28 protein-coding genes, 2 tRNA genes and 1 riboswitch are annotated in these 25,503 nt (G+C 39.7%); of the genes, 3 read left to right on the plus strand and 27 right to left on the minus strand.

Annotation, left to right across the window (positions count from 1 at the left end; genetic code table 11):
* Positions 1-35 precede the first annotated feature (35 nt).
* Positions 36-4,265: an acyl-CoA dehydratase activase-related protein gene (locus tag IGJ49_RS10245; protein ID WP_438723354.1), complete on the minus strand. Its 4,230-nt coding sequence runs from the start codon at positions 4,263-4,265 to the stop codon at positions 36-38.
* 173 nt (positions 4,266-4,438) lie between these two features.
* Here IGJ49_RS10245 and IGJ49_RS10250 point away from each other — a divergent pair, with 173 nt between their 5' ends.
* On the plus strand, positions 4,439-5,047 hold the full coding sequence (locus IGJ49_RS10250) for a TetR/AcrR family transcriptional regulator (protein ID WP_438723355.1): 609 nt from the start codon (positions 4,439-4,441) through the stop codon (positions 5,045-5,047).
* Positions 5,048-5,099: 52 nt separating this feature from the next.
* On the opposite strand, the gene IGJ49_RS10255 is transcribed toward IGJ49_RS10250, so the two are convergent.
* The 24 genes from IGJ49_RS10255 to IGJ49_RS10370 form a co-directional block, all read right to left on the minus strand.
* Positions 5,100-5,270 (minus strand): hypothetical protein, encoded by a 171-nt coding sequence (locus IGJ49_RS10255; RefSeq protein WP_438723357.1) that lies wholly within the window; start codon positions 5,268-5,270, stop codon positions 5,100-5,102.
* Between the two features lie 117 nt (positions 5,271-5,387).
* Positions 5,388-5,459, minus strand: a tRNA-Gln gene (locus IGJ49_RS10260).
* A gap of 6 nt (positions 5,460-5,465) precedes the next feature.
* Positions 5,466-5,546: transfer RNA gene (locus IGJ49_RS10265), tRNA-Tyr, on the minus strand.
* Positions 5,547-5,633: 87 nt separating this feature from the next.
* Complete coding sequence (locus IGJ49_RS10270; RefSeq protein WP_010734899.1) at positions 5,634-5,867, minus strand: DUF2969 domain-containing protein; 234 nt, start codon at positions 5,865-5,867, stop codon at positions 5,634-5,636.
* A 74-nt stretch (positions 5,868-5,941) separates the two neighbouring features.
* Positions 5,942-6,826, minus strand: coding sequence for an ROK family protein (locus IGJ49_RS10275; protein ID WP_023520035.1), 885 nt, complete (start codon positions 6,824-6,826; stop codon positions 5,942-5,944).
* Between the two features lie 65 nt (positions 6,827-6,891).
* Positions 6,892-7,341: a GNAT family N-acetyltransferase gene (locus IGJ49_RS10280; RefSeq protein WP_010734897.1), complete on the minus strand. Its 450-nt coding sequence runs from the start codon at positions 7,339-7,341 to the stop codon at positions 6,892-6,894.
* Positions 7,342-7,373: 32 nt separating this feature from the next.
* Positions 7,374-7,649 carry a membrane protein insertion efficiency factor YidD gene (yidD, locus tag IGJ49_RS10285; protein ID WP_010734896.1) on the minus strand — a complete coding sequence of 92 codons (276 nt, stop codon included), beginning with the start codon at positions 7,647-7,649 and terminating at the stop codon, positions 7,374-7,376.
* 212 nt (positions 7,650-7,861) lie between these two features.
* Entirely contained in the window at positions 7,862-8,038 is a 177-nt protein-coding gene (locus IGJ49_RS10290) for a DNA-directed RNA polymerase subunit beta (RefSeq protein ID WP_010734895.1), read from the minus strand.
* 14 nt (positions 8,039-8,052) lie between these two features.
* Positions 8,053-9,354, minus strand: coding sequence for a UDP-N-acetylglucosamine 1-carboxyvinyltransferase (gene murA / locus IGJ49_RS10295; protein WP_438723360.1), 1,302 nt, complete (start codon positions 9,352-9,354; stop codon positions 8,053-8,055).
* Between the two features lie 95 nt (positions 9,355-9,449).
* Entirely contained in the window at positions 9,450-9,680 is a 231-nt protein-coding gene (locus tag IGJ49_RS10300; protein ID WP_029594144.1) for a DUF1146 family protein, read from the minus strand.
* A 311-nt stretch (positions 9,681-9,991) separates the two neighbouring features.
* Positions 9,992-10,414 carry a F0F1 ATP synthase subunit epsilon gene (locus IGJ49_RS10305; protein ID WP_010734892.1) on the minus strand — a complete coding sequence of 141 codons (423 nt, stop codon included), beginning with the start codon at positions 10,412-10,414 and terminating at the stop codon, positions 9,992-9,994.
* Between the two features lie 13 nt (positions 10,415-10,427).
* Positions 10,428-11,834: a F0F1 ATP synthase subunit beta gene (gene atpD / locus IGJ49_RS10310; RefSeq protein WP_010734891.1), complete on the minus strand. Its 1,407-nt coding sequence runs from the start codon at positions 11,832-11,834 to the stop codon at positions 10,428-10,430.
* Between the two features lie 22 nt (positions 11,835-11,856).
* Positions 11,857-12,759, minus strand: coding sequence for a F0F1 ATP synthase subunit gamma (locus IGJ49_RS10315; protein WP_010734890.1), 903 nt, complete (start codon positions 12,757-12,759; stop codon positions 11,857-11,859).
* A gap of 13 nt (positions 12,760-12,772) precedes the next feature.
* A complete protein-coding gene (gene atpA, locus IGJ49_RS10320; protein ID WP_010734889.1) occupies positions 12,773-14,329 on the minus strand; it encodes a F0F1 ATP synthase subunit alpha in 1,557 nt (518 codons plus the stop codon).
* A gap of 22 nt (positions 14,330-14,351) precedes the next feature.
* On the minus strand, positions 14,352-14,894 hold the full coding sequence (gene atpH, locus IGJ49_RS10325) for an ATP synthase F1 subunit delta (RefSeq protein ID WP_010734888.1): 543 nt from the start codon (positions 14,892-14,894) through the stop codon (positions 14,352-14,354).
* Positions 14,881-15,405: a F0F1 ATP synthase subunit B gene (gene atpF / locus IGJ49_RS10330; protein ID WP_010734887.1), complete on the minus strand. Its 525-nt coding sequence runs from the start codon at positions 15,403-15,405 to the stop codon at positions 14,881-14,883. The genes atpH and atpF overlap by 14 nt, the downstream gene beginning before the upstream one ends.
* A 101-nt stretch (positions 15,406-15,506) precedes the next feature.
* Complete coding sequence (atpE, locus tag IGJ49_RS10335; RefSeq protein ID WP_010734886.1) at positions 15,507-15,722, minus strand: ATP synthase F0 subunit C; 216 nt, start codon at positions 15,720-15,722, stop codon at positions 15,507-15,509.
* A 49-nt stretch (positions 15,723-15,771) separates the two neighbouring features.
* Entirely contained in the window at positions 15,772-16,491 is a 720-nt protein-coding gene (gene atpB, locus IGJ49_RS10340; protein WP_010734885.1) for a F0F1 ATP synthase subunit A, read from the minus strand.
* 301 nt (positions 16,492-16,792) lie between these two features.
* Complete coding sequence (gene smpB, locus IGJ49_RS10345; protein ID WP_010734884.1) at positions 16,793-17,257, minus strand: SsrA-binding protein SmpB; 465 nt, start codon at positions 17,255-17,257, stop codon at positions 16,793-16,795.
* Positions 17,258-17,290: 33 nt separating this feature from the next.
* Positions 17,291-19,654 carry a ribonuclease R gene (gene rnr / locus IGJ49_RS10350; protein ID WP_224434137.1) on the minus strand — a complete coding sequence of 788 codons (2,364 nt, stop codon included), beginning with the start codon at positions 19,652-19,654 and terminating at the stop codon, positions 17,291-17,293.
* Positions 19,655-19,656: 2 nt separating this feature from the next.
* Positions 19,657-20,403, minus strand: a complete 747-nt coding sequence (locus IGJ49_RS10355; RefSeq protein WP_010734882.1) for an alpha/beta hydrolase — start codon at positions 20,401-20,403, stop codon at positions 19,657-19,659.
* Positions 20,404-20,605: 202 nt separating this feature from the next.
* Entirely contained in the window at positions 20,606-20,842 is a 237-nt protein-coding gene (gene secG / locus IGJ49_RS10360) for a preprotein translocase subunit SecG (RefSeq protein ID WP_010734881.1), read from the minus strand.
* 200 nt (positions 20,843-21,042) lie between these two features.
* Complete coding sequence (locus IGJ49_RS10365) at positions 21,043-21,318, minus strand: GNAT family N-acetyltransferase (RefSeq protein ID WP_019724263.1); 276 nt, start codon at positions 21,316-21,318, stop codon at positions 21,043-21,045.
* A gap of 90 nt (positions 21,319-21,408) precedes the next feature.
* A complete protein-coding gene (locus IGJ49_RS10370; protein ID WP_029594240.1) occupies positions 21,409-22,374 on the minus strand; it encodes an alpha/beta hydrolase in 966 nt (321 codons plus the stop codon).
* Positions 22,375-22,665: 291 nt separating this feature from the next.
* Positions 22,666-22,710: riboswitch (PreQ1 riboswitch) on the plus strand.
* Between the two features lie 23 nt (positions 22,711-22,733).
* Here IGJ49_RS10370 and IGJ49_RS10375 point away from each other — a divergent pair.
* Together IGJ49_RS10375 and IGJ49_RS10380 are read left to right on the plus strand one after the other, a co-directional pair.
* The gene (locus tag IGJ49_RS10375) at positions 22,734-23,708 is read left to right on the plus strand and encodes a nucleoside hydrolase (protein ID WP_010734878.1); all 975 of its coding nucleotides are present in this window, start codon (positions 22,734-22,736) and stop codon (positions 23,706-23,708) included.
* A 6-nt stretch (positions 23,709-23,714) separates the two neighbouring features.
* On the plus strand, positions 23,715-24,293 hold the full coding sequence (locus tag IGJ49_RS10380) for an ECF transporter S component (protein WP_438723364.1): 579 nt from the start codon (positions 23,715-23,717) through the stop codon (positions 24,291-24,293).
* Between the two features lie 163 nt (positions 24,294-24,456).
* Here the strand turns inward: IGJ49_RS10380 and IGJ49_RS10385 are convergent, their stop codons facing one another.
* Together IGJ49_RS10385 and IGJ49_RS10390 are read right to left on the minus strand one after the other, a co-directional pair.
* The gene (locus IGJ49_RS10385) at positions 24,457-25,077 is read right to left on the minus strand and encodes a sugar O-acetyltransferase (protein ID WP_438723366.1); all 621 of its coding nucleotides are present in this window, start codon (positions 25,075-25,077) and stop codon (positions 24,457-24,459) included.
* Positions 25,078-25,176: 99 nt separating this feature from the next.
* Complete coding sequence (locus tag IGJ49_RS10390) at positions 25,177-25,503, minus strand: hypothetical protein (protein WP_010734875.1); 327 nt, start codon at positions 25,501-25,503, stop codon at positions 25,177-25,179.

Raw genomic sequence — 25,503 nt, forward strand, 5'->3', positions numbered from 1 at the left:
AATCAAAAAAGGCTGGCTCAAGTTCACCCAACTAATCATTGATCCAGTATTTTCATGGCCGTTGCCATCATCAAACGGATTCGATTCAATTGATTGACTAAGGAAGCACCTGGGTCATAATCGATTGCCGTAATGTTGGCTTTTGGGTAACGATGACGAAGCTCTTTGAATACCCCTTTGCCTACGACATGATTCGGTAGACAGCCAAATGGTTGCATACAAACGATATTAGGCACATCATTTTCCAACAATTCAATCATCTCACCGGTTAAAAACCAGCCTTCGCCGGTCTGATTGCCAATTGATAAAATCTGGCTTGCTCCCTCTGCTAATTGATGAATTGGTGTTATTCCATCAAAGCGTTGTGATTTCCTTAATGCTTTATCCATTGGCTTTAGAACATATTCAATCAAGCGGATAAGAAACTGCGCGACCCATTTACTTTTTTTCGAATGACCTAAATGTTCATATTTCCAGATTTGATTGTATATCGAATAATTCATAAAGCCCATGATATCAGGTACAACGACTTCAGCTCCTTCTTCTTCTAATAATCGGACGATATCATTATTGGCTGTCGGTGAATACTTGACTAGGATCTCTCCAACAATCCCTACTTTAGGTTTCGTTTGGTTCGTTAGCGGAACCGTGTCAAAATCATGGATGATTTTCGCCATATTTCGATTGAAATTTGTCAAAGAACCATTTTTGACATTGCGTTCCACTCGTTCAAGCCATTGATGGTGTATTTCATCAATCGCGCCTTTTTCTATCTCATACGGTCGAGTGCGGTAAACGACTCGTTCAAAAAGATCGCCATATAAAAAAGCAACAGCTAAACGTTTCAACAATGGCAATGTGAACGTAAAACCAGGAGAAGATTCTACCCCTTGATTGCCGAAAGACACAGAAACCACAGGTATCTGTGGGAAGCCAGCTTCATCAAGCGCCTTGCGAAGTAGTGGGATATAATTAGTCGCTCGGCATCCACCTCCTGTTTGGGTCATCATCACGCTGGTATGATTTAAATCATATGTGCCACTTTCCAATGCCTCGACTATTTGCCCAATCGAGATGATTGCTGGATAACACGCGTCATTGTTGACATACTTCAACCCAACATCAACGGCACTGCCACTTTCACTTGGCAAACAAACGACTCGATATCCCGAGGATTTTAGAGCAACATCAACTAAACCAGATTGATGGATAGGACTTAACATCGGCAATAACAAGGTATGTGTTTTCTTCATTTCTTTGGTAAAGGTGATTTTTTCCGGTGTAAGAAATTGTTTCGTTGGGCGAAATTGTTGTTTGGTTCGTGCATTGACTGCCGCTTTTAATGAGCGCAAGCGTATCCTGATGGCACCTAAATTTGCACCTTCATCGATTTTTAGGACAGTGTATAACTTGCCATATTGCGCCATGATTTCTTCCACTTGATCAGTTGTCACCGCATCGATACCACACCCGAAAGAGTTTAATTGCACTAATTCTAACTCCTTAGATTTGGCGACGACTCGGGCAGCTGCATATAATCTTGATTGATAGACCCATTGATTCACTACTCGTAATTGCCCCACATCTCCTAGATGAGCAATGCTATCTTCTGTCAAGACATGGAAGCCTTCTTGTGTGATCAATTCTGCAATCCCATGATTGATTTCCGGATCTAGATGGTAAGGGCGACCTGCAAGGACGATGCCACGTTCATTGTTTTGATGTAGCATCCTCAAGGTTTCTTCTCCTTTTTGCTGAATTTCTTTTTTAAAATCGGCTAATGCTTCATATCCTTGGTGTAAGGCTTCTTTTATTTGATCTTCTGAAAATCCATAGTCAGAAAATGTTTGGTGTAACGTCTTTGCCACTGATGCTTCGTTCGCTAGATTCAAAAACGGCTGACGGTAATCGATCCTTCCTTCTCGAATCGCATCGACATTATTTTTGATGACATCTGGATAACTTTGAACGATGGGACAATTAAAATGATTGTCCGCTTGGTTGTTCTCCTTTTGCTCAAAGATCACGCCCGGATAAAAAATGCAGGGAACACCAGCATCGATCAGTGACTGGATATGGCCATGCACCAGTTTCGCTGGATAGCAGACGGTATCACTTGAAATCGTGTCGATTCCTTGTTCGTAGATTTCCTTACTCGAACGAGGGGATAAGACTACTCGAAAGCCTAAAGTACGAAAGAAAGTCTGCCAAAGAGGAAAGTTTTCATACATATTCAATACTCTTGGAATCCCGATTTCCCCGTTGACAGCTTCTGTTTTTCGTAATGGACGGTAACGGAATAATTGCCGAGATTTTTCAGCCACTAAATTGATTTTCTTATCGGCTTTTTTGATTTTGATCTGTGCCCCACGTTCACAACGATTACCAGAAATCAACTTCCGACCATCAGAAAATAAAGTGACCGTCAATAGGCAATTATTCTCACACAACCCACAGTGCGTCAATTCTTTTTCTGTCGTCAACTGAGACAATTCTTCGAATGAGAGTACTTCACTTATTTCCCCTTTTTGATATTCTTCCAAAGCAATCAAAGAAGCCCCATATGCACCCATCAATCCTGCGATAGAAGGACGAACAACTTCTCTTCCACTGATTGTTTCAAATGCTCGCAAGACTGCATCGTTGTAAAAGGTTCCACCTTGGCACACGATCTTATTGCCTAGATCTTCTGGTTTTCTGATTTTGATCACTTTGTAGATCGCATTTTTGATCACAGAATAAGATAGACCAGCCGAGATGTCTCCAACAGAAGCGCCTTCTTTTTGGACTTGCTTGACCTTTGAATTCATGAAGACCGTACATCTGGAACCTAAGTCCACAGGGTTCTTGGCTGAAATAGCTGCAACCGTAAAATCTTGGATTCCATAACCTAATGACCTAGCAAATGTTTCGATAAATGAACCACAACCTGAAGAACAGGCTTCGTTCAATTGAATCGAGGACAATGCGCCGTCCTTGATCGTCATTGCCTTCATATCTTGTCCGCCAATATCTAAAATAAAATCGACACCTGGTTGAAAAAAATTTGCTGCTTTATAATGCGCCATCGTTTCGACTTCACCAATATCGATTTTCAACGCACTCTTGATCAACGCTTCACCATATCCAGTCACTACCGCTTTACCGATAAAGCAGCCTTTGGGCATTTGCTGATACATATTTTTCAATACGTTGATGGTTGTTTCTAAAGGCTGTCCTTCATTGTTTCCATAAAACGAGAATAATAGCTCTCCTGATTGATTGATCAAGGTGACTTTCGTCGTTGTCGAACCAGCATCAATACCTAGAAAAGCCACCCCCTGATGGGTAGCTAGCGCACGTTCTTGCACCTTCGCTTTTTCGTGTCGACTGCGAAAATCAGCTAACTCTTGATCGTTCTGAAACAGTGGCGCTAAAGAACGAGATGGATGAAGCAACTCTTGCTCTTGGCTTTTCAATTTCTGGATTAATTCACTGAGTGTTTTTTCCTTTGAAGTTTTTGCGTGATAAGCTGCCCCTAATGCTACGAATAGTTGCGGATTTTCTGGAAAAATCACTTCTTCTGTCGATAGACCAAGCGTTTCAATAAAGCGTTGGCGCAATTCGGACATAAAGTAAAGTGGGCCACCTAAAAAGGCGACCTTTCCTTTGATCTTTCTGCCTGCTGCTAAACCAGCGATCGTTTGATTGACGACGGCTTGAAAAATACTAGCAGCGATATCGGCTTTCGCCGCTCCTTCATTGATCAGTGGTTGTACATCCGTTTTAGCGAATACACCACAGCGAGAGGCAATTGGATAAAGCTGTTGGTACGCTTTGGCTAGTTCATTCAACCCATTTGCATCGGTTTTCAATAGTGCTGCCATCTGATCAATAAACGCGCCTGTCCCTCCCGCGCAGCTACCATTCATGCGTTGTTCTAAAGAAGAACCAAAAAAAGTGATTTTGGCATCTTCTCCCCCTAATTCAATTGCTACATCTGTTTCGGGAATCCTTTCTTCGATCGTTTTTGTACATGCAATCACTTCTTGGATAAAAGGTAATTGTAGATGTTCCGCTAATCCCATACCGCCAGAACCAGTGATGGCAAAAGCAATCCCCTGATCTTGTAAGGTTGTTTTGGCTTCTTCTAATATGTTGATGGTTGCTTTTCTGATATCTGCATAATGTCGTTCGTATTTAGCAAAAAGAGTTTCGCCATGGTTATCAAGAATCACTAATTTTACTGTCGTTGAACCTACATCGATACCTCCGTACATTTTCATCGTCTCGCCACCTTCTTAAAAAAACGATTTGTTTAACATTGAACAAACCGTCTGTTATACTACATATATCTATTTTAAAACGATTTAGAGCGATTTCAATAAGCAATAATCGTCAGTTTGTGAGATAAACAACAATCGTGTGCGATTTGTCGACCAAAAGTGAGGAGATTTTTATGATGAAGAAAAACGATCTTCGAGTGAAACGTACCAATAAAATGATTATTGAAGCATTCTTACGTTTACTAGAAACAAAAAGTATGGAGCGAATCACGATCCAAGAAATTGCCGATGAAGCAATGATCAATCGTGCGACTTTTTATGCTCATTTCAAAGATAAACAAGATCTTTATGAGCATTTATTCCATATCGCTATCCAGACATTTACCTCGATCTTAGATTTGGAACCCTTGATGGAAGACAATAAATTGAAGCTGAAACGGGTCAACCGCGCCTTAACTCAAATTTACCAATTGGTGGCTGAGAACAAAGCCATATTTATTACGACTTTGGACGGCACTTCGATCGAGTTTTTCAGGAAAAAGTTAAAAATTTTCTTATCAGATAAATACGCCACTATCTTTGATCGTCTAAAAATCACAGAGAACGAACTAGAAGTACCTATTGACTTTATCACAGAATACATAACTGCCATTTTCACCGGTACTTTACATTGGTGGGTCACTAGTGATACCGAGATGACACCACAGCAGTTAGCTACTTTAGTCATCAAATTAGTGGGAAATGGTCACTTGACCGTCTTAGGGATCGAGATTGAAAAATAACAAAAGCTCTGAAGAACACAAGATTATGTGAACTTCAGAGCTTTTGTTATTCTTAACGATTTTTAGACAACCATTTTTTGGTATGATTTGTTGGACGTTTCGCTTTGATTTGGATAAATTTTTCTGATTTTTTCGGTACATGGATCTCTACATTGTACTTCTCCGATTTGATCATATCGTAAATTTTTTCTGCTGTTTCATCTACTTTTTGTTTCCACTTCATTTGTGCCGCCTCCTTTTTTTCTTCTTATATCTACTCTAGCCTATAATAGCAAAATCAGCAAGAAACAAGGTGTTTTACACAAAAAAAAGAGTGATCTGCAACTGATCACTCTAGGAACTGGGGTAGCTGGATTCGAACCAACGCATGAGGGAGTCAAAGTCCCTTGCCTTACCGCTTGGCTATACCCCAATGAAATGGAGGAGAGTGGATTCGAACCACTGAACCCTAAGGAACGGATTTACAGTCCGTCGCGTTTAGCCACTTCGCTACTCCTCCGAAAGGTTTGTATCAACCTGACTTAGTTATAATACCTAATTTTCCAAGTGATTGCAACCCTTTATTGAAAATTTTTTTGATATTTTTTTATTCGTGTAAATTCCAATGACGAATTACTGTTTCTATCGCATTTTCAAGACTTTTTTCTTTGCCAAAGTCTTCTTCTCCCAAGAAAATCTCAAATTCTTTTGGGCCATACGCTAAAATTTCACCGATCATTTTTTTACCAATAAATAACTGCGTTACCTCATATGTGTTCCCTTTGATCGTTTTTTTGATCTCTTCGGTACGCACTTCAATATCTTTATTCTTTTTTGACATTATTTCCCACCTCCTCAATAGTTTATCACATTTAACGGCAGAAAACATTCACTGCGTGCCTTCTATTTGATAATTTATTTTCCTGCTTCGTGTTGCGCTAGATAATTTGCTGCTGCCCCTATCAGGTTCGCATCATTGCGATACTCACACAGGGTGATCAATGGATCAAAATCATTCAACCCAAAATGATTCGTCAATTTTTTCATCCGTTGATTGATTTCTGTCAGTAATCCCTCTTTTGCAGAAATTCCGCCACCCAATACGATCACTTCTGGATCAAAAGAAAATTGAATACTAAATAACCCTTTTGTTAAATAATCATAAAAAGATTCAACTTCTTCTTGTGCGAGCGGATCACCATTTTCTGCTAATTCAAAGACTTCTTTTCCACTAAAGGTATGTTTATCTAATCCTTTGCGTTCACAATACCGCCACGCCATTTGGACTGCCGTTCCTAATGTACTGAATGTATGCTCCCCATTAAGAAACATCAAGCCAAATTCTCCGCCATAAAGATGAGCGCCTTTATTCAATTCACCATTAGTGAACATCGCACCACCTACGCCTGTACCAATTACTACAAAAGCAACATTTTGATAGCCACGAGCAGCACCTTCATAAAACTCAGCCATTCCCGCGCAATTCGCATCATTTTCCATAGCAACTGGCAGACCAAATAATTCCTCTAATTCAGTATAAATATCAAACCCATGGATATAAGGGATCGCGCTGATACCTTCAATCACTTGTCGTTGGCTGTTCACAACACCTGGTGCACTAAAGGCGACCCCACTGATTGCTACTTCTTGTGATAATTGTTGGAATACCAATGATAATTGCGCTTTCATTTCTTTCCATGTAGCTGGTGTTGTGAACTGACCTTTATGTGTTAGTGTTTCTTGTTCCCAATAACCATATTTGACAGCTGAACCACCAAAATCGAATGCTAAAATCCCCATAATTATTTGTTCCTCCTCGATAGTTTTTCATCATTATTTTCACTATGAAACGCTTTCTTTTTATTCTATAATTCTTTGGATAAAGTGACTTGATCTCTCAGAAGTATTCCTTCTTCATAGATTGGTTCTGGGTAGTTATTGATGAAGTAATCCTTTTCTCTTGATACTTCTTTAAAGCCTTTTTTTTGATAAAGATGTAACGCTGGATTCGTGATACTTCCTGTACGGATCAGTATTTTTGTTGGTTGTTTGCATTCCTTGCTAAACTGTTCGAGTGCATGGTCAATCAGCTTGCCACCGATTCCTCTTCCTTGATGCGCATCAGCAACAGAAACATTCATGATCTCACATTCCGTTTCTCTGATTTCATAAACAAGCACACCAATCACTTCATCCTGCTCTTTCCAGATAAATCCATCGCCATTGGTCACATAAGCGATCACTTTGTTTTTATCAGGATCGGCTTCTAGTAGTAATGCCCATGGTAAGTCACTTTTGTTCAATTGTTGAAACATCGCTTTCTCCCATCTAATAAAAATCAATGACTCTATTTTTTGTATTTTTTATAGTCTGGCATCGATTGATCTTCTTTATTACGCGTCAAACGAAAGTTACGAGGCACATAATCGATACCGCCTTTCACAAATGGGTGGCAACGAAAGATGCGTGCTGTTCCCATTAGGGTTCCTTTGAGCGCACCATGTACTTGGATGGCTTGGATCATGTAATTAGAACAAGTTGGATAATACCGACAACTTGGTGGGAACGCAGGTGAAATAAAACGCTGATATCCTCGAACTAAATAAATTAAAATCTTTTTCATATTCTCATCTCCATAAAAAAGAGGATTGGTCATACATCCACTTACCATCCCCTATAACCGGATAAACGGTGTTCTAAAAGCAACTCCTACAGAAATAAGCGCCAAAACCCAAAAATATGAAAAGCTATTTTCGGATTTTGGCGCTTATTTCTCGGAGCTGTACGCTTTTGCCACAACCTCTTTTTATCTTATCTGTTACCTAGTGTACACACTTAACTAAAGAAATCGAAGATATGCAACCATAAGCTCGGTTGAAAGACCTTGAATGGACTTCCACCGCCAATCAAACCATATCCGATCATTGTTCCAATGATGAATAATAGGAGTACAAGTAAAATGACAGCTAAAATTTTTACCAAACTTATCAAAATATAGCGTGGACTCGTCATCTCTCGTCACATCCTTAAGCGATTGTTTGTGGTGTTTTTTCGACTGGTGTTTCTTCTACATTTACACGTTCCACATCTGCACCTAATTGTTGCAATTTAATATGGAAATTATAATAGCCACGATCTAAATATTTTAGGTTACGAACGCGTGTGATTCCATTTGCTTTCAAACCAGCTAATACGAGCGCTGCTGCTGCTCTTAGATCTGTTGCATAGACTTCAGCACCTTGTAATTCGTGATTACCATCCATGATTGCAACGTTGCCATCGATTTTTACATGTGCATTCATTCTGCGCATTTCTTCAAGATGTTGGAAACGGTTCTCAAAGACTGTTTCAGTCACAACACTTGTACCTTCTGCAACCAACTGGATAGCAGTCATTTGTGCTTGCATATCCGTTGGGAAACCAGGATGTGGCATTGTTTTTACATCTGTTGGTAAAATATGTTTTGGTCCGATGACACGAACGCCACCGTCTTCTTCAGTGATCGTTGCACCCATTTCGATCAATTTAGAGATCAATGGACGATTATGCTCAGAAATCGCATCAGCGATCAATAGATTGCCTTCAGTCATTGCTGCTGCTACCATGAAAGTACCAGCTTCGATACGGTCTTGGACGATTGAATGGTTGACTGCATGCAAATGATCAACGCCTTCGATACGCATCGTTTCTGTACCAGCGCCATAAACATTCGCACCCATTTTATTTAAGATATTCGCTAAATCAACGATTTCAGGTTCACGTGCGACGTTTTCAATGATCGTCGTGCCTTTTGCTTTGACAGCAGCCATCATGATGTTTTGTGTCGCACCAACACTTGGAAAATCTAAATAGATCGTATTTCCGATCAGTTGATCGGCGATTGCTTCGATATAACCATTCTTTTGAATGATTTTTGCACCCAAGGCTTGAAAACCTTTTAGGTGTAAATCGATCGGACGTTTTCCAATCGCACATCCACCAGGCATTGCAACTTTTGCATGACCATTTCTAGCCAATAATGGTCCCATCACAACGATTGACGCACGCATTTGGCTTACGTATTCATAAGGTGCTTCAATTTCTAATTCTCTCGATGCATCAAGTGTCACACGATTATTCTCTTCATCAAACGCTACATCTACGTTCAAATGACGGATCACTTGATTCATAGTGAACACGTCAGAAAGAATTGGCACATTATCTAAAACGGTCGTTCCTTCTTCAGCCAATAAACTTGCGGCTAAAATCGGCAATACCGCATTCTTTGCTCCTTCGATCTTTACTGTTCCTTTTAATTGATTGCCACCTTTTACGATGATCTCTTCCATGTTGTTCCCCCCAAAAAAATCCGTTGAGTATACATTCGCTCAAAATCTTTTTTATTATATCACTTCTTGTTTTAAAATAGTACCTTTTTTTAAAATTATAGGCTGACGAAAAGATTTCGACATAGCGCAATGATCTCTAAGAAAAAACTGCTCGCTGTATACCCTAAAAAAATTGAAAAAAGGACAATTGCCATTCTAATTTGTGTCGTATGCATTGAACGAAAAAAAGCGTCAACGCGTAAAGAACGCAAAGACCAAAAGGCTAAGTAAATAAATGCCAAATGACTAACGATCCGAATGATTGCATCAATACCATATACTTGCATCATTACGCCCTTTCTAACAAATGTTTTTGATAACTAACACACTGATGATACCATAAATTTTATAAAAGTAGAAATTATTGGTTGTAAAAATGATAAATCTCTGTAATTTTCTTGACAAACTCTGAAAAATGGATGAAAAATATCATTTCTTTACACCAAAAAAATAAATTTTATCCTAACAATGAATGATAAAGAAAAGAAGAGATCGGGAAACACACGTGGCTGCATTAGCACCCATAAGTGTTTGTCCCGCTCTCTTCTTTTGGGAGTTGTTCTCCCGCCATAATTCAATTACTTGTCAATTATAGTAATCACTTATGTTTTGATACATTGATACGGTTCACTGCGCGGTGTAACGCAACAGTTGCCCGTTTCAGTTCATTCTTATCTTCTTTTTGTTTGGCTTCTTCGATTTGGCGTTCAGCACGTTGTTTTGCGCGTTCTGCTCGAGTGACGTCGATATCTCGTTCACGTTCCGCACTATCTGCGACGATTGAAACTAAGTTATCGCGAACTTCCATGATGCCGCCGTTCACAGCGATCCAGTCAACGTGTGTATCTGAATCTGTCCGCTTCACACGAACTTCATCGATCGTTAAAGGCACGATGATTGGCGCATGCTGTGGTAAAATACCAAGTTCGCCAGCAGTAGTGCGTGCAACAACGATTGCCGCATGGTGATCATAAACTAAACCATCGGGAGTAACCACATTAACAGTTAAATATTGATCCATGGGGCACCCCTTTCTAGTAGCCTAGTTTTTTCGCTTTTTCGACAACGTCTTCGATTCGGCCGACACTGCGGAATGCTTCTTCAGGAAGATCATCGTATTTACCTTCAAGAATCTCACGGAAGCCTTTGACAGTTTCTTCAACTGGTACATAAGAACCTGGAAGACCTGTGAATTGTTCAGCTACATTGAAGTTTTGTGATAAGAAGAATTGGATTCGACGAGCGCGTGAAACCAATATTTTTTCTTGATCTGATAATTCATCCATCCCTAAAATAGCGATGATGTCTTGCAATTCACGGTAACGTTGTAATACATGTTGTACTTCAGTCGCTACTTTGTAGTGTTCTTCTCCTACGATTTCAGGAGATAACGCACTTGATGAAGAAGCAAGTGGGTCAACGGCTGGATAGATCCCTTGTTCGGTCAATTTACGTTCCAAGTTTGTCGTTGCATCTAAATGGGCAAATGTCGTTGCTGGCGCTGGGTCAGTATAGTCATCCGCTGGCACGTAGATTGCTTGGATCGAAGTGATCGAACCTTTTTTCGTTGAAGTGATCCGTTCTTGGAGTTGTCCCATTTCAGTCGCTAAGGTTGGTTGATAACCAACCGCTGATGGCATACGTCCTAGTAAGGCAGATACTTCCGAACCTGCTTGGGTGAAACGGAAAATATTATCAATAAATAAGAGCACGTCTTGTCCTTCGACATCACGGAAATATTCCGCAATCGTCAATCCAGTTAGTGCGACACGCATACGAGCACCTGGTGGCTCATTCATTTGTCCAAACACCATCGCTGTTTTTTCGATTACGCCTGAATCTTTCATTTCGTAATACAGATCGTTTCCTTCACGGGTACGTTCACCAACACCGGTAAACACTGAGATTCCCCCATGTTCTTGGGCGATATTATGGATCAATTCTTGGATCAGTACGGTTTTACCAACACCGGCACCTCCAAACAATCCAACTTTCCCACCTTTTAAATAAGGTGCTAATAAGTCAATGACTTTGATCCCAGTTTCAAGAATCTCTGTACTTGTGCTTAATTCATCAAAATTTGGTGCTTTCTTGTGGATCTCGCTTCTTTGGGCATCCTCTGGAAATGGTGCTTCCAAATCGATTGTTTCACCTAACACGTTGAACACACGACCTAATGTTTCTGTTCCAACTGGTACAGAGATCGCTTTACTTGTGTCGATGACTTCCATTCCACGTTGTAGTCCATCCGTCGATTCCATTGCGATCGTACGGATCACACCGTCACCTAATTCTAATGCTGCTTCAAGAACAACTTTTGATTTTTGCTCATCATTTTTATAAACAACTAATGCGTTGTTGATATCTGGTAAGGATTGGTCTAAAGAAAATTCCACGTCGACAACGGGACCGATTACTTGAACAATCTTGCCTGAACTCATCTTTTTTCCTCCAATCTCCTTGCTATTCTAGTGCCGATGCTCCGGCAACAATTTCGGTAATTTCTTGGGTGATCGCCCCTTGTCTTGCACGGTTATAAGAAACCGTCAGATCATCGATGATGTTCGCAGCATTATCTGTTGCGGTTTTCATTGCAGTCATTCCCGCGGCATGTTCTGCCGTTTTCGCATCGACGATCGCACCATAAATCAAACTTTCGGCATATTGCGGCAACAGTTGAGTCAAGATTTCTTCTTTTGAAGGTTCAAAAATATATTCTTGCTCAAAGCTTTTCGCTTCTCCCGGATCTAAATCTGAAATAGGTAACATTTTTTCTACACGAAATTGACTAGTCAATGAATTGATATGATGGTTATAACATACATACAATTCGTCAAATACTTCATTTTGATACATGGTCGTTGCCATGTTCACGATTTTACGAACCTCATCAAAGCTAGGTTGATCAGACAAATTGCGCAGTTCATACGCTAAGTTGATGTCACGAGCTTTAAAGAAATCCGCTCCGGTACCACCAATGGCGATCATGACATATTCATCTGGTGATTGATGGTCTTCTTCCAAGATGGACATGGTTTGTTTCAATATGGAACTATTGTAGCCACCGACTAACCCACCATCAGCTGTGATCACGATATAACCGGTTTTTTTAACTGGTCGACTGATCAGCATACTATTATAATTGACATCTCCTCTTGGATTAGCCGAAGCAATGTCAGTTAATTGTGTTGCTGTTAAATGCGTAACGATTTCTCTCACCTTATTGGCATAAATCTGGAACTTCTGTGAAGAAGCTTCAGATTTTGTCAATTTAGAGGCTGACACCATTTGCATGGCACGAGTGATTTGGCTCGTCTTTTTCGTTGACGCGATTCGTGTCTTGATTTCATTTAATGAAGCGCCCATTCATCTCACCTCACTATGCATTTTGAATGGATTTCAATTTGTCTTCTGTTGAAGAATTATTTCCTTTTGTTGCCATAAAGATATCTTTGTACTCTTGAATTGCTTGGTTCAACGCTTCTTCTTCAGGAAGATCTTTCGTCGTACGGATCGTTTCAAAGAGATCTGCATGATTTGTCTCAAGATATTCAAATAACTCATGTTCAAAATCTAAAATGCTATCTACAGGGATACTGTCTAAGTAACCGTGTGTCAATGCATATAAGATGACTACTTGTTTTTCCACTGCAAGAGGTGCATGTAATTTTTGCTTCAAGATTTCTACTGTACGACGACCACGATTCAATTTCGCTTGTGTCGCCGCATCTAAATCAGAGCCAAATTGAGTAAATGCTTCTAATTCACGGTAACTTGCTAAGTCTAGACGCAATGTTCCGGCAACTTTTTTCATTGCTTTGATCTGTGCTGAACCACCAACACGAGAAACTGATAACCCTGCATCTACGGCTGGACGAGTTCCTGCATAGAACAAATCACTTTCTAAGAAGATTTGTCCATCAGTGATCGAAATGACGTTTGTTGGAATATAAGCAGAGATATCCCCAGCTTGTGTTTCAACAAATGGTAAAGCAGTCATTGACCCTCCACCTAGATCATCACTTAATTTTGCTGCACGTTCTAACAAACGTGAGTGCAAGTAGAAAACATCCCCTGGATAGGCTTCGCGGCCTGGTGGTCGACGAAGTAATAAAGAAAGCTCACGATAGGCAACAGCTTGTTTAGATAGATCATCAAAAATGATCAATACATGTTTGCCGTTATACATGAATTCTTCACCCATAGCTGTTCCAGCATAAGGTGCGATGTATAGCAATGGTGCAGGTTGAGAAGCGCCCGCATTGACTACGATCGTATAATCCATTGCGCCATATTTTTTCAATGTTTCTACTTGTGTACGTACCGTTGAATCTTTTTGTCCAATAGCTACATAGATACAAATCATATCTTGACCTTTTTGGTTGATGATTGTATCGATTGCAATCGATGTTTTCCCTGTTTTACGGTCACCGATGACTAATTCACGTTGTCCACGTCCGATCGGAACTAACGCATCGATCGCTTTCAACCCTGTTTGCATTGGTTCGTTGACTGATTTACGTTGCATAACACCAGGTGCCATCGCTTCAACTGGACGTGTTTTGTCCGTCACGATTTCTCCTAGCCCATCAATGGGTTGTCCTAAAGGATTGACGACACGTCCGATCATTGCGTCCCCTACAGGTACTTCCATGATCTTTCCTGTGCGTTTTACTTTATCCCCTTCACGAATGGATTCAAAATCACCTAAGATAATGATTCCGACATCATTTGATTCCAAGTTTTGTGCCATACCATATGAACCGTTCGAAAATTCAAGTAGTTCACCACTCATGGCATTTTCAAGTCCATGCGCACGTGCGATTCCGTCACCAACATAAGTGACTGTACCGATTTCTTCGACTGAAAGCACGTTTTCATAATGTTCAATTTGTTCTTTAATCAAGGCACTAATTTCTTCTGCTTTGATAGCCATTCGATTCACCTACCTCTTTGTACTATCTATTTAATTGATTACGCAATTTTTCCAACTGCGTCCGAATGCTTCCGTCGATCACTTGATGATCTGCTTCTACAATTGCCCCACCAATGATCGTAGAATCAACTTGTTGCTTCAATTCGACCGTTTGATAGTTCATTGTTTTAGCGACATTTTCTTCAAGTCTAGTCAATTGTTCCGCTGAAAGTGGGACTGCTGTAGTCACACTTCCCAGTAACAAACCATTATTTTCATTGTAACGATGTTCATATTCGTCGATCATCAAAGGTAGATCGTTCATCCGATTGTACATGAACACGACTTCTAAAAAGTTTTTTACGATTCCTTGATAACCACTGACTAATTTGTCCATGATCAATCGCTTTTCATGAGGTTCCAACCGAACATCACTAAGGATACTCCCTAATTCAGGAACATCAGCATAGATTTTACGTAGACTAAGAAGTTCTTGGTAAATTTCTTCTGTATTATTTGAATCGATCGCCAGTTCAAATAATGCTTTTCCGTAACGTCTACCTACTGTATATTTATCTAGTTTCATTTGACGAACCTAGACCTTCGATATATTGATTGATTAAAGATTCGTGCATTTCTGGAGATAATTCTTTATTCAAGATTTTTTCCGCGATTTGAAGAGAAAGTTCAGCTACATCGTCTTTGACTGAGTTCAATGCCGTATCACGTTCCATCGTGATATCCGATTGAGCTTTACTTTTTAGACGAGCAACTTCTTCTTGCGTCTCCTTCAAAATATTTTGGCGGCTTAATTCTCCACTTTCTTTCGCATGTTTGATGATATCCGCAGCATCAGAGCGAGAAGCCAACAATTGTTGCTCACGTTCTTGTTCTAATTTTGCTGATTTGATGCGAGATTGTTCTGCAGAATCTAAATCATTGGCGATCTTATCTTCACGTTTTTTCAAAATATCGCTGATCGGTCCCCACGCAAAGTGTTTTAATAGGACCATTAATATCAAAAATGAGCCGCTGACAACGATGATATTACCTAACATCGGATTGCCAACTTCTGCAATTGCCAATTGATTCAGCATAGGTTAGCCTTCCTTTCTCTGAGAATCCAGTTTTCTTAGATTGCGTATTTAATAAAATAGTAGATAGCTTTTTTGACTATCGCGCAACCTCAGCATTTTTATTACACACCAAAAACTAGGATCAAGGCGATAACAACACCTAGAATAGGAACGGCTTCGACTAAGGCTACCCCGATGAACATCGTTGTACGTAATTGACCTGACATTTCAGGTTGGCGTGCCATTGATTCGATTGTTTTAGAAATTACTTGACCATTACCGTAACCAGCTCCGATAGCTGCCCCTAAGATTGCGATTGCTGCTGCGATATAATTCATAATTTACTTCCTCCTAAAATAGTTTAAATAGTAATTAAATCTAGTTATTTTACTCTTCTACTTCGATTTTGTGACTCATATATACCATTGATAAAGTGACAAAGACAAATGCTTGGATGCTTCCGATAAATAATGAGAACGCGATCCAAACCATCTCTAACGGAATTGCTAAAGGCAATGAGAACCAGCCTAAGCTTGTCATCATTTTTGCGATTAAAGTTAGCAATACTTCTCCCGCATAAATATTCCCATAAAGACGTAAAGCAAGTGTTAACAAGTTTGTGAACTCTTCGATCACCTTCATTGGAAACATAAAACTATAAGGTTTTAGGAACGAGTTGACAAAGTAACCTTTGAAGCCGAGCTTCTTCACCCCGAATAGATGAGTAAGTGTGATCATAATAAATGCCAATGTTAAAGTTACAAACGGGTCTGCTGTCGGACTTTTCCAAAGTGTCGTTTCGCTAGGTAAGACGATTTTTGTAACTAAACCGATATTGTTCGCAACAAAAACAAAGAGAAACAAGGTAAATGCCAATAAATGAAAATTATTCAATTCTTTTCTAGGCACATTATCTGTAACGATCCCTCGTGTAAAATCAATGACCCATTCAAGTGCATTTTGCTTCCCAGTTGGCTTCATCTTTAGATTTCTTGTAAAGAAGTAAACTAAAAAGAAAACGATCAAACAAGTTAACAACACCATCAAACAAACAGTCCCATCAAACCAAACCGGTCCAATGTGGAACGTTAGCGAGCGTTCATCCAATCCATTTCACCTCTTTTCCCCGAATTTCACATAAAATCAATTTCATGTGTGTATCTGGTTTTTCTTTATCGGTTTCTAACCAAACGGTATCATACCACCACGAAATAGAAATTTCAAAGTATTTTCATGAAAATTAGACACTTTTTTATTTCAGTCTAAAAATCATCAAAAACATGGATGATATGATGCCAGGAAACTCAGAAAAAACCTGTGATAATCATGTTTCATCAGATTAAATGCTAACAAATTTTATCATTAAGTAAATCTAAAAGCACCGAATATGCGAAAAAGGATAATGAAATTATCTAGAGAAATTTTTTAATGTACGATCAATTTGTCGATCCACATCTTTTCGCTTCAGATCTTCTCGCTTATCATACGATTTTTTCCCTTTGGCCAATCCGATCAAGACTTTCGCATAGCCATCTCGGATATAGACTTTCAAAGGAACAATCGTGATTCCGGTATTTTTTGTTTCATTCAATAAACGCGCAATTTGCTTTTTATGCAATAACAATTTTCTAGTTCTTAGTGGATCATGATTAAAGATATTCCCTTGTTCATAAGGGCTGACATGGACATTATGCAAAAAAGCTTCGCCGTTTCTCACACGAACAAATCCATCTTTTAAGTTGATACGACTATTGCGAATAGATTTGATCTCTGTACCTTGTAAAACCATTCCTGCTTCCATTGTGTCGATGATCGAATAATCATGGCGAGCTTTTTTATTTTGCGCAATCAGTTTTCCCTCGCCTTTTGGCATTGGACATTCCCCCAATTCATTTTCATTTTATATTTATTTTTTCTTTTTCTTCTTGGTGACGCCTTTGTAAAAAGGTTTTTTCCCTTTTTTCCCTTTTTCTTTTTTTGGACCATATTTACTATCGGCTTTCTTCGGACGTTTTTTCTTGTCCGTTTGCCGTCCATTTGAATGTTTTGAAGAACCTTTATTGGCTTCTTTTCTTCTTCCTTTTGGCGCTTCCAACGGTGCCAATTCCTCTGCGGAGACTAATTCGAAATCAACCGCTCGCTCCGTAGGATCAGCCTTGACTACTTTTACTCGAACTTTTTGTCCGATCTTGAAAGTTAATCCTGTCCGCTCACCAACGAGCGCTAGATGGTTTTCAATGTAGTGGAAGTAATCTTGTTTCAATTCATTGATATGGATCAAACCTTCTACTGTATTTGGAAGTTCGATGAATAACCCGAATTTCACCACAGAGCTGATGATCCCATCAAATTCTTCTCCCACTTTATCCATCATAAACTCGGCTTTCTTCATTGAGTCCACTTCACGTTCTGTTTCAACTGCACGTCGCTCCATTTTCGAGCTATGATCGGCAATATCAGGCAGTGCATTTTCCCAATGCGTCTGATTGCTTTCACTTGGATCTTGACCATATGAACGAATCAAACGATGCACGATCAAGTCTGGATAACGACGGATCGGTGATGTGAAATGTGTATAGTACTCTGCTGCTAATCCGTAATGACCAAAATTATCCTCAGAATAGCGTGCTTGTTGCATACTTCTTAACAACATGGTATTGATCACTGCTGACTCCGGTTTTTCTTCAACATCTTCGATCACTTTTTGTAAGTCCTTAGGTGTGATCGTGCCCTTCGTTCCTTTGACTAAAATCCCTAAAGCAGATGCAAAATCAAAGAATCGTTGCATTTTCTCTTCTTTTGGTTGCTCATGGATACGATAAATAAAAGGGAAATTCGCACGTGAATAATGTTCTGCCACCGTTTCATTGGCTGCTAACATAAAGGATTCAATCAAACGTTCTCCTACACCACGACTCCGCAAGAGGATATCTTGAGGGTGACCGTCTGGATCAACCATGATTTTGGCTTCCCGATCTTCAAAAGAGATCGCACCACGACGAATACGCATCGTCTCTAAGATCTCATGCAACTCACCCATCGCTTGAAACATAGTAACCAATGGTTCATAGCGAGCCATAGTTTCTTCGTCTTGCTCTTCTAAGATCTGATTGACTGCTGTATAAGTCATTCGCTCTGTTGTTTGGATCACACTTGGAAAAATCTCATGAGAAATGATTTTCCCTGTTGGGTCGATCTCCATTTCACAACTCATCGTTAAACGAGGAACCTTAGGATTCAGCGAACAAATACCATTTGATAAACGTTGCGGGATCATCGGAATCACACGATCAGTCAAATACACACTTGTTCCACGTTCATAGGCTTCACGATCTAATTGACTGCCTTCTGTCACATAATATGAAACATCGGCAATGTGGACGCCTAAAAAGTAATTCCCATTATCTAACTTTCTAACTGTGACTGCATCATCTAAATCTTTGGCATCTTCGCCATCGATCGTCACGATCAATTGGTCACGTAAATCCCTGCGACCAATCAAATCTTTGTCACTGATACTATCTGGTACAGCATCTGCTTCGCTTAATACATCATCCGGAAACTGGGTCGGTATTCCATTGGCTACGACAATCGATAAAATATCCATCCCAGGATCATTCTTATGACCAATGACTTGTTTGATGATTCCTTCTAAACTCGTTGCATAGCTTTTTTCTGGATAATGGGTCAATTCGATCAGCACGATACTTCCATCTACTGGACGGACACCTTCTGCTGCGGCGTACACTTTGAATTGATTCATTTTTTTATCTTTTGGAATGACTACTCCATAAAGATCCGTTTCTGCCATTTCATCTTCTGTATAAGCGATGAACTCTCCGGCAATTTGTGTGGTTGCGCGTTGACGAATCTCAACGACCTTTCCTTCGGCTCCACGATCCGAAAAGGCATCCGCCGTTTTGACGATATCGATTGCAACAGTATCCCCGTCCATCGCATAGCCAGTCGCTTCTTTAGGGATATACACATCATCTTCTTCAGGATCGATCGTGACAAACCCAAATCCTCGCTCATTTGCGCGGAACGTTCCTTCAATCAAAATAGGCTGAAGTGGCAGTTTGATTTTTCCTTTTTTGGTAAATACGATACTTTGTTCTCTTTCCATCTGTGCGATGGTTTGCACTAGTAATTTAAAATCTTCGCTTTTTTGAAAGCCAAGACCTTCAGCGATTTCTTCCATCGAAAAACTTTTCTTGCGACTGCTTTCAATAAAGAAAATGATTTTTTCTTTTAATGTTTCTTTTGTCATTATTATTCCTCATTCCAAGGTAAGTTCTCTAGAAAATCCAATACATCCTTTTCAAACGCTTTTCTTGCTATTCCTACTGTGATCACATGCTTACTTTCTGGATACCAGTGTAAGGAAATGTCAGTTTGCGTAAGTTTTTTTGCTGTCTCGTAGACACCATAAGGATCAATCATTTCATCTTGACCCGCTTGAGCCATGAATACTGGTTTTTGGATATCTGATAACTTACTTTCTGTTATTGCTGCTTGCTCTTGAATATCTATTAATTGTTGCTGTACTCGTGGCCGAAAGCTTTCGACTTTTTGTTCGATCATCGACTCCGATTCACCGGCAATTTTCAAGACCTGGCGTACATAATTCTCAAAATTCTCCGGCACATGATTTTCTACTGGAGAAATTGGCGAACAAAAAAATCCGCCTCCTATCATCGGAAATTCTGATAATGCTCGAACGGCAAAAATGCCACCCATCGACAATCCTAATACGGCGATGTCAGAAAATCCTTCATCGTTGAGAAACTTGATCGCTTGTTTCGTGTCTTGCCACCACGTCTCAGCGTCCTGTTCTAAGATCTCATTTGGAGCAAGCGTGCCATGTCCTGTAAACATTGGGGCATAGACCGAATAGTTTGATTTCTCTAAAAAACGGGCTAACATCCGTACATCATTTGGACTACCTGAATACGCATGCAATAAGAGGATTGCACGCTTCCCATGTTTTTCATAAATAGGTTGTGGTAGACTTTTCATTTTATTCACCTCATTAGCCTTATTTTACCATAGTTAGCAAATACCTTCTTATATAACGGTTCTTTTTCTATTCAACAAAAAAGGTCTGGGAGCATTTCGTTTCCCAGACCTTCTATTTTTTTGAACAATCGATGAACCATCCGTGTATCCTCAAAATCTGAATGAAGCAAATGATCACTTCTGATCATTAGTTTCGAACGATTTATTTAGAAGATAAAAATGCAAGTACGAACAACAGAATCATCCATACAGCGCCCATAACAGCTGTCGAGCGTTGCATTACTGCTTCAAATCCACGTGCTTTTTGCTTTCCGAATAATTGATCTGCGCCACCTGTAAATGCACTTGCTGCACTATTTTGTTTGCTTGGTTGCATCATGATCGCAATGACCATCATAATCGAGATGACAATGACGATCCCTAAAATAATATTATACATCAAACAGCCTCCTTTCTCAAAATATCGTCCTTCTAACTTTATCACATAACACGTCTTGTGACAACAGTGTTTCATAAGATGGGCGATGTTTTAAAGAACATTTCTAGGCTTTTTTACATCGATTTTTTTGCAGGTTCTGTGACAAACGATCCACCTGTATCCTCCTCTAAAATCAATGCTTTTTTGCTAACCATTAACGCTTATTTCCGCCAAACATCATGATATTCAGCTTTTCTCTCAAACTCCGCTTTTGCGTAGGGGCATAACGGAATAACTTTTCTGCCAGTACGTCTGGCTACTTCCACTCCTGTAGCAACCAATTTTTCTGCTAATTTCTGTCCACGAAATGCAGGATCAACAAATGTATGATCAATGATCATAATATCAGGACCAGCATCAGACCACGTCATTTCTCCTATTTCATTTTGTTCATCGTCCAATAACACTAAGCGATTCTTTTCTTCTTTGATTTCCATCATTTCACTCTCCCAACCCTAAAATAACGAACAGTTTCTTTATTCAATTTGATTTTACCAGTCCTATTTTTTTCAAACAATCATTTGTACTTATAGACCCACTCTTTGCTCAATGAATGAAAAAATCACTGTCCAGTAGGTCTCTGGATCTTTACTGACTGCTTCTAAATGTTCTGCTCCAGGCACTAGCAGTAAGGCTTTATCTCCTGCCGTTGCATTTTGGATCGTATAAGCTGCTTCCATCGGAACAAAATGATCATGTTCACCATGGATGATCAGAACGGGTAAATGATTGCTCCCTAACTGTCTCGTTGCTGATGCCTGTTTCAAAGAATAGCCTGCATATTTTTGTGCGTAACGATTCGCATGTCGCATAATGATTTTTTTGGGAAAAACTGTCAATTTGCTTAACATATAACGAAATTCTGAATAAACGGATACAAAGCCACTATCAAGGACCAAGCCTTTGACAGCACTCGGCAACTTCTCGCCACTAGCCATCATGATCGTAGAAGCCCCCATTGAGCCTCCATGTAAGATGATCTTAGCCTCTGGCTCTCGTTGCAAGATCTCATTGATCCAGAGTATCAGATCTAATCGATCCAACCACCCCATCCCAATGATCTCCCCTTCACTTTCCCCATGGGCACGCAAATCAGGGATCAAGACATTGAAGCCTTTTTCTGCATACTTTTTCCCGATATAAGACATGTCTTTTTTTCCTGTGCTGCGATAGTCATGGACACAGACTACCCATTTACCTTTGTTCGAATAAGTAGAGAATATCCTCCCCTTCAATTTTAACCCCTCTTGACTTTTAGTCATAATGGGTTCTCCTTGTTGCCAAAAATCTTCTGCTAGATCTTCTAAACGTTGGCGTTGCTCTTCGACTGTCGTCAAAGAGGCAGGGTCCATGAGTTGATGACCTGTCTCTTCATACCAAGCATAACCACGTTGTAATCCAGTTTTGATCAACTTCTTTGCGTACAGATAAGCAATAAAATGATAACTACCGATCATTAATAACATAATTAATAAACTATAAAAAACAATCACTTGCATCCCACACTTTCTACTTGGTGATTGAAACAAAAATTCAAGTATGCTAAATGGTGCTCTAGCATTCTCCTACGTATTTCAACGTTCATTTCTATTGTACCACGTTCTACCAAAGAGGCAGACAGTGAACCATTGACCAGCTGTAATTTTAAACACCTTATTCCTTACAAACGATCTTCTCTTCCTACTTCTAACACTCATAAGAGATAATGAATTGTTTGCATAACATTTACATTCTTCATAAAAATAAGTATACTAATGCCGTGCATTGGAATCAAGGGTTGACCCCTTGGACTGGTTCGGAAACTTCCCAGGATAAAAAACTAAGTGTCTCTAAAGAAAGGAGATTGGAAATAATGCGAAAAGTTATTATTGATTGCGATCCCGGTATCGATGATACATTAGCGCTATTGTTTGCATTAAAATCACCAGAAATCGAAGTTGTCGCAATCACCACCGTTTGTGGGAACGTCCCCGTACATTTGGGAACTGAAAATGTCATCCGTTGTTTGGAACGTTGTGACCGTTTAGACATCCCTGTCTATCAAGGTTCTGCAACACCACTCAACACGCCATTTATCAGCGCTCAAGATACTCACGGCATGGACGGTCTAGGGGAAACGAACTTCCCATTAGTAACAGACAAGCAAGCCGAAACGATCCACGCTGTTGATTTTTTAGCGAGTTATTTTGCTGAACAAAAAGATACTTCAGTGATTGCTTTAGGGCCGCTAACAAATGTCGCTTCTGCTTTACAAAAGAATCCACAAATAGGAAAGCACATGGATCGATTTGTTTCGATGGGCGGCACGTATAAAAGCCACGGCAATTGTTCACCAGTAGCAGAATACAATTACTGGTGTGACCCTGATGCCGCAGCTTATGTATTTGAACATCTTGGTCAAATGATCGAGATGGTCGGTTTAGACGTGACACGAGAAATCGTCTTTACACCAACGATCTTAGAATATTGTTGCCAACTTTCGCCCGAAGAAGGCAACTATTTAAAAGCAATCACACGCTTTTACTTTGACTTTCATTGGCAGCAAGAACGCGTCCTAGGTTGTGTCATCAATGACCCTTTGGCAGTTGCATATTTCATCGATGAACAACTGTGCCAAGGATTCACTAGCTATACTGCTGTTGAAACACAAGGCATCAGCCGCGGACAAACCTTGGTTGATCGTTATGATTTTTGGCAGAAAAAACCAAACAGTCTAATCATGACAGATGTCGACACCTCTCTTTTTTTCCGGAAGTTTTTAGCCGTTCTTTTACATGCACAAGAAGAATTGATAAAAAATGATCTGGAAAGATTAAAGATAGGATGAAAAAAGATGACACAAAAGAAAATCACGACAAGAATGATCACAATCATGGCACTAAGTATCGGAATCAACTTTCTCGGTGGAACGATTGCTTTATGGCTCCGTTTACCGATTTATCTTGATTCGATCGGTACGATTTTTGCAGGTGCCTTACTTGGACCAATTCCTGGGATTTTGACAGGATTGAGTAGTAGCTTACTTAGTGGCGTGACGATGGATATGTTCTCTTTGTATTATTCCCCGATACAAATCATCACTGGGTTATTAGCGGGGTTGATTTTACCACAGAAATTACAGGCGCAAGGTTTGAAGAGTAAACTTTCATTATTCGCATGGACGTTTGTCCTTTCAGCGCCTGGAACCATACTATCCTCGATCATCACGATCCAATTATTTGGTGGTATCACTTCATCAGGTTCAAGTATCATTGTCCAACTTCTTTATGGATTAGGACTAAACCAAGCTGTAAGTGTCACGATTGTTCAAGCAGCGACAGATTATTTAGATCGGCTACTATCGGTCCTTGTCGTTTCACTCGTTGTGTTGAAATTACCAAACCAAGTAGTGGCAAAGACAAGAAATCGTTGATGCGTATTTGTACTATAGCTAATCACTAAATGCAAAAACCCGAACGTCGAATCAATTTCTCTCATCTCTATGAGAAGGAATGATCCATCGTTCGGGTATTGTTTGTTATCCAAAAGTTTTTGTCTCTTATTTGACTGAAAGAGACTTTCCTAAATCCAGTATGCTATCGTTCCATCAACAAGGCACTATCCTGGACTTTAATATTTTTTTCTCGATCTTTATACGTAATTGGTCGGATCACTTTACATGGATTTCCCGCAGCAATCACATTTTCTGGTATATCTTTTGTTACGACACTTCCTGCCCCAATGATGCTATTTGCACCAATCGTTACCCCTTGAAGAACATGGACTCCCGCTCCTAACCAAACTTTATCGCCAATATGGATTGGCTTCGCATAAACGACATGATCAGCACGTTCAAATGGATCTTCTGCATGATTGGCTGCATACAAACCAACTCTCGGCCCTACATAAACATCATTTCCGATCGTCACCTCATGACAATCAAGAATGATCATATCATGGTTCAAATAAACATTATTTCCTATAGAAATGTTGAATCCAAACTCACATTGAAAATTCGACTCGATATAGACATTCTCACCCATTGAAGCGAATAGCGCCCGTAAAATGGGGTATTTATAATGATTTTCTGAATTCACGAGAAAATTATATCTCCTGCATAGTCTCAAGGCATGATTTCGTGCGTGTACTACTTTAGAGTCCATATCATCGTATGGCAACCCTGTATTGGTTATCTGTTTCACATCATCTTCGCTCATCTTTATCCCCCTATTATCTTATTTGATTACATGTATTATAACAGAGAGTCTATTTTCTATAAGGAAGAGAGATTTGTGAAAGATCGTGACTGTTTTTTTCTAGTAATTGGTTTCGTGAATTCGCTCTATCTCTTTTCGATAGGATCTTGTTAATTCTTGCTCTTTTTCTTCTAATTGTCGTTCATAGTTTTGAGCCGTATGGATCAGGTTACGATCTATTGCCTCCATTTGATGATAGAATTGTCGGTTATCCCAATGATCATTCTTCGACAAATACATGATTTTTTGTACCAATTGACCTGTTTCTTTCCTAAAGTTTACTAACTGATGATCGATTTCTTCTTGTTGACGGTGTATCTGACGTTTGTTTTCATTAAATCGCTCCTCTAAATCTTGTAGTTTACGTTGTTTCTCTACTGTCCCCAT

The organism is Enterococcus sp. AZ171 (assembly GCF_051714005.1).
Taxonomy (GTDB): Bacteria; Bacillota; Bacilli; order Lactobacillales; family Enterococcaceae; genus Enterococcus_B; species Enterococcus_B pernyi.